Here is a 13,559-nt window from a genome sequence, read left to right as displayed (position 1 = left end):
TGCGGCTCCGCTTTCCGTGTCTGTATGAACATATAAATGGCTCTGTATTTGTTTATAACGTAGAATTTTCAGTTTTTGCTGATATCTTTGAATTTTCATACATATATATGATATAATCAAAATACTCGGTAAACAATAATGATCGGATATTGTATGAACACTTTGTGAAAGGGTGGTTTAATGAACGTATCAGTATATTCAAGAGAAGCAATTGAAGAGATCATCAGAAGAGGAGATTTTCCGGAGAATACGGCTGTGATCTCTTATTACGATCCGGAGCTGAATCATATTGACAAAGACTATACTCATGTCGATTACAGCAATGTTTGCAATGATGTATTCTATTGTGAACTTGATGATCTCGACCTTGATTATCTTCCGGAAAAGGGCTATACCTACGAAAGCTTCTTTCCGAATGCAAATGATCTCGCCGAGTTCATTTACGAAGCTTATCAGAGCGGGAAGGATATCATTTGTCAGTGCGAATATGGACAGAGCCGCAGTGCCGCTACTGCAGCAGCGATAAAGGAATTCTTCTTCCATAACGGAATAGATATCTTTACGGATTACAGATACTATCCAAATCAGGTTGTATATCACAAGGTTTTCGATGCTCTCGAAAATCTATTTCTATCTGGACAATGATAACGATATTTTAGAAGAAGGGCTTTTAGGCATGATAAACGAGTGATATACGTTTATTATTAAAAAAGGAGTCTATGGGCAATATTGATAAATTCCGTGGCTGTCTCATAGGTGGGGCAGCCGGAGATGCACTGGGATATGCAGTCGAATTCAAACGTGAAGATGAGATTTTCTCCGAGTACGGCAAGGAGGGCATCACAGAGTATGATCTGATATTGGACGATGATGTCGCCGAAATATCGGATGATACACAGATGACCCTGTTTACTGCGGAAGGTATGCTGCTTGCAGGAAACAAAGGCGTATATCCTGATTACATAAGTAGTATCAGGGAGATGTATCAGTATTGGTATCAGACACAGAAAGAAATATACCCTGTGCAGGGTATACAGCATCATTCACACTTGATGCGTGTACCGGAATTGTTCCATAGAAGATGCCCTGGAATGACCTGCATGACAGAGATCGAGGCAGGTGCAAACGGCACAGTGGAAACTCCGATCAACGACAGCAAAGGCTGCGGTGGAGTCATGCGTGTTGCACCGATAGGACTGTTTTTCGCTGATACTGATACTTCTTACGAAGAATCGGATATGCTTGCCGCAGAAGTAGCAGCACTGACGCACGGTCATGATCTTGGCTTTATTCCCGCCGCTGCATTGGCACATATCATCAGAGCAGTTACAGAAAGCGATGTACCGCTAAAAACTGCCATAAATGATTCTATCACAGCGATGGAAAAGCTGTTTCCGACAGCGCAGCATATAGCTGACTTTTCGGTGATCATGCGGAAAGCTGTTCAGCTTGCGGAAACAGAAAAGGACACACTTACAGCGATTCAACAGGAGCAGTCTGCGGAAATATCCTCGGAGCATACATCGGCTACAATGCTATTCCTCAGAAACACAAGGAGCGTCTAGAGCTGCACGATCTGATTATTAAGGTAGCGGATGGTTTGTATGATAAAAGATGACAGCAAAACCATATAAGTGCCTTGCACGAAACGGAGGTGTATTGTCGGTGAAGAAGACGAGATTCTCGGAGATCACCAGTTCACAAAGGATCTGTTTGATAATTCAAAGATTAGAGCGTCAAAACAGCGATTTTGACTTTTCAAAATTCCAATAGAATCTTGAAAATTTAATATTATTACAAATTATGGATATATCGAAACGTAAATCTCAATATTTAGTAGCTTTCCTTACTCATTTTTCAGGCTATTACCGCATTTTGGGCGCGGCATGCCGAGCCTTGCATGAATTTGCAAAACTTCTGGATGTTCATAGCAGTTACTTTAGCTCCAAAGAATAGTTTCTTTCGAATCATACCTCTTGCCGGTATTTTGTCAACATGATATTTTCTTCGAAGAATGGATGGAAGTGATTCAACACCATTTCGGAATTTAGTTAAGTCACTAAATTCTTTTGTAGAACGTTTTCTCTGTTGCTGAGCTCTGTTTTTACTTTTTAATGAGACTGTTTTCTTACAAACCTTTACTCTCAAGTTAGGTTTACATTCATTAAAGTGTGGACAGTTTTCGCACTTTTCTTTATCGAAGGATGCTACACACTGCCCTGTCTTTTTATTGTAGCTGCAGCTTATTGGTTCATGTCCTCCGGGACACTTTAAGATCTGTGTTCCGTCTTCACTGAATTCAAAATCAGCATTGATATCTGGTGTTTCTTTACCAGTAAGATTAGTGTTTACAATTTCAATGTTTTTTGATTTTGCTAATGCTTCATCAGCTGTATATGCACCGTCAGCTACTATTACTGTGCGGTCGTCTTCCGGCTGAGAATTCATTCTTTCCATTGCATCATTGATGAATTTCTTATCACTGTAATTGTTTGCTTCAAACTGAAAATCAGTTACAAGCGTATCACCGTTTTCATTTGATGATTCTACTAAATTTGCAGCGTATCCTATATGATTTTTACCTGCTTTATGGCGAAATGTTGCTTCCGGATCCGCAGGATTCTGAAGTATTGAAGAATCCATACTTGAATCGTCTGCATCTTTAAGCTGACGGATTCCGTTAGGATATATGTTAGTCTGCTCATTGAGAAAGCGTACCAGCAATTTATATGCACTGCTGTCTTCAATATCTTCATCACACAGGTTCATCAGAATTTTTGCATCTTCAAGAATAGTTACAATCTTGCTATCAACAGATTCACTACGATTATGATATACTACTTTATTTCTGTCATCTACATCAGCATAATGCATGTATTCCAAAGGCACTTCTGCATTACTGCGTTTCATCTCTTTTACAAGGTTTGAAACACATGTATAAAGCAGTTCGAGACGCGACATTTTCTTCACATTTGCAGATATCATCATGCTATCCATACGTTTAAGATGATGATCTATTCCCATAACAAGCGCCATAACATCTGTTATTTCTTTTTCCGTATTTTGTATGAGATCTATTCCTGTTTCAATTTCATACATTGCTAATCTTTCACGAAATCTTCCAAGACTTCTGTCACTAAGGGGCTGTTCATCAAATGATGTTGTGTGAAGTGCATACTGATATCTTATGTCAAACAGCAATGATTCAAGAAATTCATCATCGGACTGTCCTGTTAGCTGCTGAATGAATATTGCGCCTACGAGAACGTTTACCGGAGTATTTGGACGCGATAATTTTTCGCTGTAAAGAACCGCATACGGTGTTTCATCTATTGCAGGAAATACTTTTTCAGCAAATACTTTTGCCCATGATTTTTCTAAAAATCTGCGTTCTCTTTCTGTTAAATTCAGCGTGGAATCGAACATTGATATTTGTTCATTCCTTAAATCGTTTGCTACGAATGACATTTCTTTTTCCTCCGAAATTTGATACTTCTATTGTACCATATTTCGCGTTTTCATTTGTTGTAATAATATTAAATTTTCAAGATGCTTTTGTTGGCTCAGATTGGTCTTACCCTTTTGACGCCCGAATCATTCAAATTTCAGAAGTGTACCTGGCGGAAAGCATTCCGGAGCTACATTACCGCTGAAGGAATATTTTTCGGATATCATAGGGAGTTTGTTAAAATAGCACGCCGAAGGCGTTCCGATAAAAGGAGGAAGCGGAGCTGCGGCTCCGCTTCAAATTTAATGCGCCTCTGGCGCAAAATATTACTATTGAATTATTGATGTCCGGGATGGTATAATAAAAAATCATAAGAACTGCAAAGGGAGGAGAAAAAACATGCTTCATAAAATGAAATTAAATTCAAAAACCGTTTGAAAGTATAAAATCAGGCAGCAAGACTATTGAACTTCGTCTGAACGATGAGAAATGTCAGCAGGTCAGCGTGGGAGATTTTATTGAGTTTTCTCTTACGGATGATCCGGCGAAAAAAATCCAGACCCGTGTTACCGCACTTCATAAATACAGTTCATTTAAAGAGCTGTTTGCTGCATTTCCAAAGGAGAAATTCGGATACGGACCCGATGAAAATGCTGCTCCTGAGGATATGGATGCATTTTATTCAAAGGAGAATCAGGAGAAATACGGCGTTCTTGGAATCGAGCTGAGATGCACCGAGCTTCAGCGATTTATCGATGCACATGATGGCGGATATGGTTTCGGCGACACGTATGAAACTGCACTTGCCGAAATAAAACGCGGTATGAAATGTTCCTGCTGGATGTGGTATGTGTTCCCGCAGATAGCCGGACTCGGAATGAGTTCCACAACTGCGTATTTTTCGATAAAGGATCTTACCGAAGCACGCGATTACTATGATCACCCGGTTCTCGGCGAACGTCTCCGTGAGATAACATCTATTCTCCTTGATATTGACGAGAACGACCCGATGGTGGTATTCGGCGATCCGGACTGCTACAAGCTTCGATCATGCATGACGCTGTTTAAATACGTTGTTCCGGAAGATGAGCTTTTCGTAAAAGTCCTCGATAAATTCTGTATGGGATCGGAAGATACGCGTACACTTGATCTGATATAAAATTTCGTAGCCTTAAAACATCGTTTTTATGATTCTCTTGAATTATCCACTCCAAAAATGGTATAATAAAAAAACAGACAATCTGAAATGAAGGGAGAAAATGTTCAATGAAGGAGTTCAACACGACATCTGCCTGCAATCCTGATGAGCACTATATGGTTGACATTCAGGACAGAATAGATGAGATCAGAAAACTTGTTGATAACAAAAAGTATTTCACGATCAATCGTGCGAGACAGTACGGAAAAACGACTACTTTGTCAGAACTGTATAAGGTTCTGCAGAATGATTATCTCGTGTTGTTCCTGGATTTTCAGGGGATAGATAAGGATGTTTTTGAAAACGGAGCTGTTTTTTCGCAGGCGTTAGCCAGACTGATCATTGATTTACATGAATTTGAAGATGTTCCTGTTCCTGAAGATATACTGGATGTTCTTGAAAAACTGAACGATGCAGATGTGGAAAAAGTCAAGATGGATGATCTGTTCCGTATCTTCAAAAGATGGATTAAAAATTCCGACAAACCTGTTGTTCTGATTATCGATGAAGTTGACTCTGCATCAAACAATCAGGTCTTTCTTGATTTTCTTGCACAGCTCAGGGATGGGTATACCAGCCGTAATATCAAAGGCACGCTTACATTCCATTCAGTTATACTTGCCGGAGTGCATGATATAAAACATCTTCAGTTAAATATCAGACCGGAAAAAGAACATAAACTAAACAGTCCGTGGAATATCGCAACAGATTTTGATATTGACATGAGTCTTCCTGAAGAAGGCATCATGAAAATGCTGGATGAATATGAATCTGATCATAAAACCGGAATGAATACGGCAGTTATCGCAAAGGAAATAAGAAAATATACAAACGGATTCCCGTATTTTGTGAGCCGTATTTGTCAGATCATTGATACGAAACTTGTTCCGAAATATTTCGCTTCTCTTTCTGAGGCATGGACTGTTGCCGGTATAGATGAGGCAGTCCGTCTTATCCTTTCAGAGGACAATTCTTTCTTTGAGTCAGCAATGGTAAAACTTGAAAAAACTCCTGAACTTAAGGATCAGCTCAGAAATATCATACTTAAAGGCGATACTATTGCGTATCTTCCTGATGATGAGGAACAGAAACAGCTGCGCATGTACGGATTTATCTATAATAATCATAATACCGTTGCTGTTGCAAACAGAATCTTTGAAATGCGGTTGTATGTATATTTCATCGGCGAAAGCAGAAAGAATTCAGATCTTAGGAAAAGTGCTTCTGACTCCAGATCTATATTTATAGATGAAAACGGATGGCTGAATGTTCCGAAAATAATGGAGCATTTTATCAGAGATCATAACATCATTCATAAGGATGATAATGAGAAATTTCTTGAAGAAGAAGGCCGAGAACGGTTCTTAACATATCTTGCTCCGATTATCAACGGTACCGGAACATACAGCGTTGAGGAACAGACAAGAGATCATCGTCGTATGGATGTTGTGATCCACTATCTCGGAAGAAGATATGTGATCGAACTGAAAATCTGGCACGGAGACCGGTACAATGAAAAAGGAGAGAAACAGATATGTGAATATCTTGATCGTTTCGGACTTGATACAGGATATTTACTGAGTTTCAGTTTTAACAGTAATAAGAAACCGGGAGTTGAACGCCTTAATATTAACGGAAAGGTCATTTTTGAAGGAATTGTATAGAATTATGTTGAACGTATAAGTCTTTTGTGCGTCACTATAACAAAAAACCAGCATATCATTATCACATAAACGTGAAATAATATGCTGGCTTTTTATATTTTTTGGAGTGGTTATATCATATTCATAGCTTCGCAGAATGTGATCCTGTCGCGCATAAAACGCTTAAGGAGACTGAAAGCCTTGATGTCAGGAGCATCATTTGAAAATGCTGCACTGATATCAGCAAAACTGCATTTATTTTCATCAGCAAGCTTTTCAAGCTGCTTGTTGAATTCTTCCGGCTGGATACCTGAATTGTTTTCGCATACTGAAACGATAACTATTTCACATTTTCTATCGTGTTTTCTGATCGAAGCAATAAGGTTTCTGTATGAACTGATTATTTCAGGAATAGATCTGAATCCGCGTTCAAGATCAGTTTCACCAAGCTGGATAAGAATTTTTGACGGATGCATATCAGCGATCACATTTGTATAGACAGCTTCAGAATCTGCAGCTGTGAGACCGTCAAAACTTCTGTTGTAAAGGCAACAGTCGAATCCTAATGCCTGTTTCAGTTCACAGGCCGGCATGCTGTTGAAGAAATCTGAACCTAAAAGGACGATTCCGTTATTCTGTGCGATTCTGTTGAGCTTTATATATTTTTCAGTCTGTGCTGAATATATTTCCGGAACTTCAGGTTTGGAAGATACGGCATCTGTTGATGTGAGTGTGATGTCTTTTCTTCTGCTGAAAAGGCCTGTTTTGATTGTGTTTTCCATAATGATTACTCCTTTCTTATTTAAGAGGCTTTTAATTCAAGTCTGCCTGATTTGCTGTCGATAATTTTGTTTCTGAAATAGATTCCTATACCTGCTGTTACCATAATAACGTTCAGTACATAGAAGAACATAACATACCAGTGAACGGTTTCATACCACGGAGCTGGTGCGTTATTGTGTATTGTAATAAACTTTCCTATGAGAGCGAATGCATAACCGATCCAAATGAAAGAATAGAACAGTAAACTTGTTCCTTTTGCGGTTCTTGAGTTCCATGCTTTTACGATGTTGAGCGGCCATGATATTCCGAAGCAAACCACCATCATCATTTCCATTATACTTGCGAATGTATTCATCTTTATCAGATCCTTTCTGTTTCTTTGATTATATTTTAATACAAAGGAAGTGAACTGGCAATTATATGAAACTATATAACATAGAAAAGTTTAAACGGCATCTTCAAAAGTAACTAAAGGATCTGGTAAAACTGCTTCTGTTGGCGGAAAATACGTGATACGGCCTCGTTTTTTTTTACTTACAAAAGTCATAGTCTGTTCAAAAGACATTGAAAATATGCTATAATTCTTATATGATGATTCGGGCGTCAAAAGGGTAAGACCAATCTGAGCCAACAAAAGCATCTTGAAAATTTAATATTATTACAACAAATGAAAACGCGAAATATGGTACAATAGAAGTATCAAATTTCGGAGGAAAAAGAAATGTCATTCGTAGCAAACGATTTAAGGAATGAACAAATATCAATGTTCGATTCCACGCTGAATTTAACAGAAAGAGAACGCAGATTTTTAGAAAAATCATGGGCAAAAGTATTTGCTGAAAAAGTATTTCCTGCAATAGATGAAACACCGTATGCGGTTCTTTACAGCGAAAAATTATCGCGTCCAAATACTCCGGTAAACGTTCTCGTAGGCGCAATATTCATTCAGCAGCTAACAGGACAGTCCGATGATGAATTTCTTGAATCATTGCTGTTTGACATAAGATATCAGTATGCACTTCACACAACATCATTTGATGAACAGCCCCTTAGTGACAGAAGTCTTGGAAGATTTCGTGAAAGATTAGCAATGTATGAAATTGAAACAGGAATAGATCTCATACAAAATACGGAAAAAGAAATAACAGATGTTATGGCGCTTGTTATGGGAATAGATCATCATCTTAAACGTATGGATAGCATGATGATATCTGCAAATGTGAAGAAAATGTCGCGTCTCGAACTGCTTTATACATGTGTTTCAAACCTTGTAAAAGAGATGAAACGCAGTAATGCAGAAGTGCCTTTGGAATACATGCATTATGCTGATGTAGATGACAGAAATAAAGTAGTATATCATAATCGTAGTGAATCTGTTGATAGCAAGATTGTAACTATTCTTGAAGATGCAAAAATTCTGATGAACCTGTGTGATGAAGATATTGAAGACAGCAGTGCATATAAATTGCTGGTACGCTTTCTCAATGAGCAGACTAACATATATCCTAACGGAATCCGTCAGCTTAAAGATGCAGACGATTCAAGTATGGATTCTTCAATACTTCAGAATCCTGCGGATCCGGAAGCAACATTTCGCCATAAAGCAGGTAAAAATCATATAGGATACGCTGCAAATTTAGTAGAATCATCAAATGAAAACGGTGATACGCTTGTAACTGATTTTCAGTTTGAAGCAAACAATTACAGTGATAAGAAATTCATCAATGATGCAATGGAAAGAATGAATTCTCAGCCGGAAGACGACCGCACAGTAATAGTAGCTGACGGTGCATATACAGCTGATGAAGCATTAGCAAAATCAAAAAAACATTGAAATTGTAAACACTAATCTTACTGGTAAAGAAACACCAGATATCAATGCTGATTTTGAATTCAGTGAAGACGGAACACAGATCTTAAAGTGTCCCGGAGGACATGAACCAATAAGCTGCAGCTACAATAAAAAGACAGGGCAGTGTGTAGCATCCTTCGATAAAGAAAAGTGCGAAAACTGTCCACACTTTAATGAATGTAAACCTAACTTGAGAGTAAAGGTTTGTAAGAAAACAGTCTCATTAAAAAGTAAAAACAGAGCTCAGCAACAGAGAAAACGTTCTACAAAAGAATTTAGTGACTTAACTAAATTCCGAAATGGTGTTGAATCACTTCCATCCATTCTTCGAAGAAAATATCATGTTGACAAAATACCGGCAAGAGGTATGATTCGAAAGAAACTATTCTTTGGAGCTAAAGTAACTGCTATGAACATCCAGAAGTTTTGCAAATTCATGCAAGGCTCGGCATGCCGCGCCCAAAATGCGGTAATAGCCTGAAAAATGAGTAAGGAAAGCTACTAAATATTGAGATTTACGTTTCGATATATCCATAATTTGTAATAATATTAAATTTTCAAGATTCTATTGGAATTTTGAAAAGTCAAAATCGCTGTTTTGACGCTCTAATCATATGATGATTCTGAAATAAGGAGAGAATATCTGAAGATGAGAAAAACGGGAAACATCCGAAGCAGGTTTATAAAAACCATGAGTGTTCTGGTTGCGGTGTCAACACTTTGTATAACGCTGATAAGCATTGCTGTAAATGTAAGAATAGATATAATGAGAATCGATGAAAACCTTGAGAATATGGCTCAGACTATTGCTCAGTCGCGTTTTATGACAGAAGATGAAGGTAATGAGTCTGATTTGTATTCCATGACCGATTATCTTGACAGTCTGAAAAAATCACTTTTAAGTATAGATGTCATATCTGTTATTGATTCGGATAATATAAGAAGATATCATTCAAATCCTGAACTTATAGGAACTGCATACGACGGCACGATTCCGGATTTTTCATCGTCAGGCCGTCTGTATGTAACCTCTGATACCGGACCGTCAGGACCACAGAGACGTGCGTATGCCGCTGTTTATGATGAAGACGGCAATTATAAAGGCTTTGTTCTGGCTGTCATGCTCACTGATAATATCAGGCACCGTATAATTACGATCATACTCATTCATCTGCTTTCAGCTGTATTTCTTATTATACTTTCCGTTATTCTCTCACGCAGACTTGCAGATAACATAAAAAATCAGCTTCAGGGCTATGAGCCGGATAAATTCTCAGCTATGTATTCACTCAGAAACAATATCCTTGAATCACTCGAAGAAGGAATTATTGAATTTGATAAAGAGGGAACAGTTGTCTATATGAATAAGGCTGCAGAAAAAATGTTTGACATACCGGAAAATCAGCAGAGCAGTTTATTATCAGATATCACGCAGGATCTGCCTGTTTCATCTGTTCTTGAAGGTGAAAAACTCAACAGTATATCAGTATGCAGCTCAAACGGAGCGGATATACTTGCAGATTTGTTTCCGCTTTCCAAGAATTCTGAAGTATACGGAGGACTGTGTATTCTCAGAGACAGGACGGAATTTACCAAGCTTATGGAGGATCTTTCCGGCGTCCGGTATCTTGTTGAATCTATGAGGGCGAATAATCATGATTTCACCAATAAACTGCACGTGATCCTCGGACTTATCCATATGGGTGAAAATAAAAAAGCATGTGAGTATATTTCCGGTATAACATCTATTCAGCAGAATATTATTCATAATATAATGAAAAATATTGAAGATCCGTCAGTGGCGGCACTTCTGATTGGAAAATATGCCAGAGCTTCTGAACTGGATATACAGTTCAGTCTTGAACCGGGAAGTCATCTGTCAAGAAAAGATATATCGCTTCCGTCAGGAGATCTTGTAACTGTTATCGGTAATCTTATTGAAAATGCTATGGATTCCATGAACCTGAAAGACGAACCGCCGAAAGAACTGTCAGTAGGTATTTTTACTGATTCAGGAACTCTTATAATAAATACGGATGATACTGGTGAAGGAATATCAGAAGAGGATATCGGTAAGATATATGAAAACGGATATACTACTAAAGGCAGCGGACATGGTACAGGTTTGTATCAGGTCCGAAGTATTGTGAATAAATACGGCGGAACTATAAATGTGGATTCGGAAAAGAATACAGGTACGTCTTTTTCTGTTGTACTGAAAAGTAAGGGGGCTTGAAAATGTACGAAGTTCTGATAGTGGAAGATGATCCGATGGTCGCTATGATAAACAGACAGTACGTAAATGAGAATAAGAAATTTCATGTTGCTGAAGTGTGCAGAGACGGCAAGTCGGCTCTGGAATATCTGGAGAGCCATGAAATACATCTTATAATTCTTGACGTGTACATGCCGCGTACTGACGGACTGGAATTTCTGAAGATGATCAGAGGCAAAAACATACCTGCCTCAGTTATCATGGTCACAGCTGCAAATGACGGAAAAACGATTGAAGAAGCCGTTCGTCTAGGCGTGGTAGATTATCTTGTCAAACCATTTTTCAATGACCGTTTCCAGCAGGCACTGGAAAAATTTCTTGCTATGAAAAATACTTTTCATGAGCTTTCATCTTTTTCACAGCATCATATAGACAGCTTGATCGGTAATTCAGCAGTACGTGAATCAGCGTTGCTTCCGAAAGGCATTCAGGATCAGACTCTCGACACGATAAAAATGTTTCTGCTTAATAATTCATCTTCGGAATTTACCGGTGAAGAAATTGCTGATAAAGTAAATCTTTCAAGAGTAACGGTGCGAAGATATATGAACTATCTTATCGAGCAGGGGTTCATAAGCGGAAAAATGAATTATGAGACCGGCGGCCGGCCGTGCATGATCTACACTCTGAAGAAAAGTTAGGGAATACAGTGAACGTCAAAGAACAAGACGTTCACTGCTTTTTTATTATTTTCAAATTATCCTCGAATTTTCAGAAATTTGTGTGTTATAATTGGTTTACAGAAACGAAAGAATGACCACCACCGTATGAAATCTTATGAGGTGAAATATCATGACTTTTGAATGTAAACTGAAGGATATCCGCACAAATGCTGCTGTATGGGAAATGGCCGGCAGGGAAGAAAGCAAAATGAGATGCACCGTTCTTAATCGTGAGGACTATGAGAATGCTTATAAGCTCGATAAGTTTTACAGAACGGAAGATTCGACTGATGAACGGGAATATATCCAGAACATACTTGAACAGAATGTGTTCTATCTTTACGGAAGAATTTTCGTCTATGATTTCCGCGTGATCATACCTGCACTGAAAGGCTATTTTCAAATTGGATATGACAGAGCATATATCCGCGATGGAGAGAACATTTCAGATGATGTTCTTCTGTATTACGCTGAAGTATCAGATACACCGGAAGTGATGTCACGCGGTGAACTTTATGATATGGCGGTTTCGTTTATGGCGGCGGACAGTGATATTTCGGATCCGGATGAAACGGAATGCATTATCGAAGTTTTCGAGCATGAAGTCTCATCAGTAAAATGTCGGCTTGATGATATGTTTCCAAAGGCACTTGTTCAGTCGGTAAAGCCTGTTTATTATGGCAGGGAAATGATCTGTAATAACGGACCTGAGGTGAATGACAAGCGTGAGGGTCTCTACCTGAAATACAGATCTTCCAGTCAGTATCTTTACAATTATCTTGTACGCGTACCGGCTCTGGGACTTGTTTTCCGTTACGGCGAAGAAATTGAAATGGAATGGAACTGGCAGGATGATACTGAGGTCGAAGGTAGTCATGTCGAGTTTATCGATGATCTTATGATGGTTTACGACGAGAATACAGAAACGTGGAATTTCACTTTTGAGGGTATCCGTAAAACTGTCCGCAGATATATTGCAGAACATGAACTGCCAATCGAAGATCCGAGCGCTCTGGAATGTATTATCGAAGTAAATGTATGATTGCCATATGCCGGATAAATCAGAACATCATAATCAGGGGGATGATCAGATGGAAAGAATAAAGTTTTATTATTCAGCAGGATATGATTCAGTCGAATCACACTTCAGAAGAGCTCAGATACCGGAAACAATCCTCAGGGATTTTTACAGAGATGATATGGATTCTGTGATCTGGACAAAAGAGGAGGCTGAAAACTATCTGGCAGCGCAGAACAGACTTTATACCAGCTTTACAGATGTGATTGAAGCCCTCCTGTCAGGTGAACGTTCACTGTATGCATCCCTTCATATCGATGATGTCGAATATACATATATGAACAGATGGGAACCATATGGCGTGCATAAGATCTATCACTACGGATGTGAGGAGATAAATTTGCAGATATGGTTTACCCGTTACCTGACGAATCTGCCATGGAGAGAGTCGTACAAGGATGACGGGGACGAATATCATTTAGGTCATGAACGCTTCAAGAGTTTGGATTTCTTTGGAAGAATAGTATGCAGCGACGACTGCCACCGTATCGATGCAGTGCCTGTGTTTATGACGAATATGATAGAATAGTATGCCGCAGGCATACCGAATAAAAGGATAATCAAATATCTTCGAATTTTCAAAAATGATGTGCTATAATATAATCATAGTCAGGTTGAAT

12 protein-coding genes are annotated in these 13,559 nt (G+C 38.7%); 9 read left to right on the top strand and 3 right to left on the bottom strand.

Annotated features, from left to right (window positions below; all coding sequences use genetic code 11):
- Window positions 1-180 precede the first annotated feature (180 nt).
- Together CC97_RS02645 and CC97_RS02640 are read left to right on the top strand one after the other, a co-directional pair.
- Window positions 181-645 carry a hypothetical protein gene (locus CC97_RS02645; RefSeq protein ID WP_044973599.1) on the top strand — a complete coding sequence of 155 codons (465 nt, stop codon included), beginning with the start codon at window positions 181-183 and terminating at the stop codon, window positions 643-645.
- Window positions 646-719: 74 nt separating this feature from the next.
- A complete protein-coding gene (locus tag CC97_RS02640) occupies window positions 720-1,565 on the top strand; it encodes an ADP-ribosylglycohydrolase family protein (protein ID WP_049962641.1) in 846 nt (281 codons plus the stop codon).
- A gap of 292 nt (window positions 1,566-1,857) precedes the next feature.
- Here the strand turns inward: CC97_RS02640 and CC97_RS02635 are convergent, their stop codons facing one another.
- On the bottom strand, window positions 1,858-3,468 hold the full coding sequence (locus tag CC97_RS02635; RefSeq protein WP_044973085.1) for a transposase: 1,611 nt from the start codon (window positions 3,466-3,468) through the stop codon (window positions 1,858-1,860).
- 401 nt (window positions 3,469-3,869) lie between these two features.
- On the opposite strand from CC97_RS02635, the gene CC97_RS19440 reads away from it, so the two are divergent.
- Together CC97_RS19440 and CC97_RS02625 are read left to right on the top strand one after the other, a co-directional pair.
- Entirely contained in the window at window positions 3,870-4,607 is a 738-nt protein-coding gene (locus CC97_RS19440) for a DUF1810 family protein (protein ID WP_081849949.1), read from the top strand.
- A 107-nt stretch (window positions 4,608-4,714) separates the two neighbouring features.
- Window positions 4,715-6,310: an AAA-like domain-containing protein gene (locus tag CC97_RS02625; RefSeq protein ID WP_044973598.1), complete on the top strand. Its 1,596-nt coding sequence runs from the start codon at window positions 4,715-4,717 to the stop codon at window positions 6,308-6,310.
- A gap of 110 nt (window positions 6,311-6,420) precedes the next feature.
- Here CC97_RS02625 and CC97_RS02620 read toward each other — a convergent pair whose 3' ends face one another.
- Both CC97_RS02620 and CC97_RS02615 read right to left on the bottom strand, forming a co-directional pair.
- Complete coding sequence (locus CC97_RS02620; RefSeq protein ID WP_044973597.1) at window positions 6,421-7,071, bottom strand: hypothetical protein; 651 nt, start codon at window positions 7,069-7,071, stop codon at window positions 6,421-6,423.
- A 20-nt stretch (window positions 7,072-7,091) separates the two neighbouring features.
- The gene (locus CC97_RS02615; RefSeq protein ID WP_049962640.1) at window positions 7,092-7,427 is read right to left on the bottom strand and encodes a hypothetical protein; all 336 of its coding nucleotides are present in this window, start codon (window positions 7,425-7,427) and stop codon (window positions 7,092-7,094) included.
- Between the two features lie 366 nt (window positions 7,428-7,793).
- Here CC97_RS02615 and CC97_RS19435 point away from each other — a divergent pair, with 366 nt between their 5' ends.
- The 5 genes from CC97_RS19435 (at window position 7,794) to CC97_RS02585 (ending at window position 13,468) form a co-directional block, all read left to right on the top strand.
- Entirely contained in the window at window positions 7,794-8,906 is a 1,113-nt protein-coding gene (locus CC97_RS19435; protein ID WP_242848101.1) for a transposase, read from the top strand.
- A gap of 667 nt (window positions 8,907-9,573) precedes the next feature.
- Window positions 9,574-11,160 (top strand): sensor histidine kinase, encoded by a 1,587-nt coding sequence (locus tag CC97_RS02600; protein ID WP_044973596.1) that lies wholly within the window; start codon window positions 9,574-9,576, stop codon window positions 11,158-11,160.
- Window positions 11,161-11,162: 2 nt separating this feature from the next.
- Window positions 11,163-11,840, top strand: a complete 678-nt coding sequence (locus CC97_RS02595) for a response regulator (RefSeq protein ID WP_044973595.1) — start codon at window positions 11,163-11,165, stop codon at window positions 11,838-11,840.
- Between the two features lie 151 nt (window positions 11,841-11,991).
- On the top strand, window positions 11,992-12,903 hold the full coding sequence (locus CC97_RS02590) for a hypothetical protein (RefSeq protein ID WP_044973594.1): 912 nt from the start codon (window positions 11,992-11,994) through the stop codon (window positions 12,901-12,903).
- Window positions 12,904-12,952: 49 nt separating this feature from the next.
- Window positions 12,953-13,468 carry a hypothetical protein gene (locus CC97_RS02585; RefSeq protein ID WP_044973593.1) on the top strand — a complete coding sequence of 172 codons (516 nt, stop codon included), beginning with the start codon at window positions 12,953-12,955 and terminating at the stop codon, window positions 13,466-13,468.
- The last annotated feature ends 91 nt before the right edge of the window (window positions 13,469-13,559 follow it).

Source organism: Ruminococcus sp. HUN007 (assembly GCF_000712055.1).
In the GTDB taxonomy this organism is placed as follows: Bacteria; Bacillota; Clostridia; order Oscillospirales; family Ruminococcaceae; genus HUN007.
This window is presented reverse-complemented; position numbering and strand designations above follow the sequence as displayed.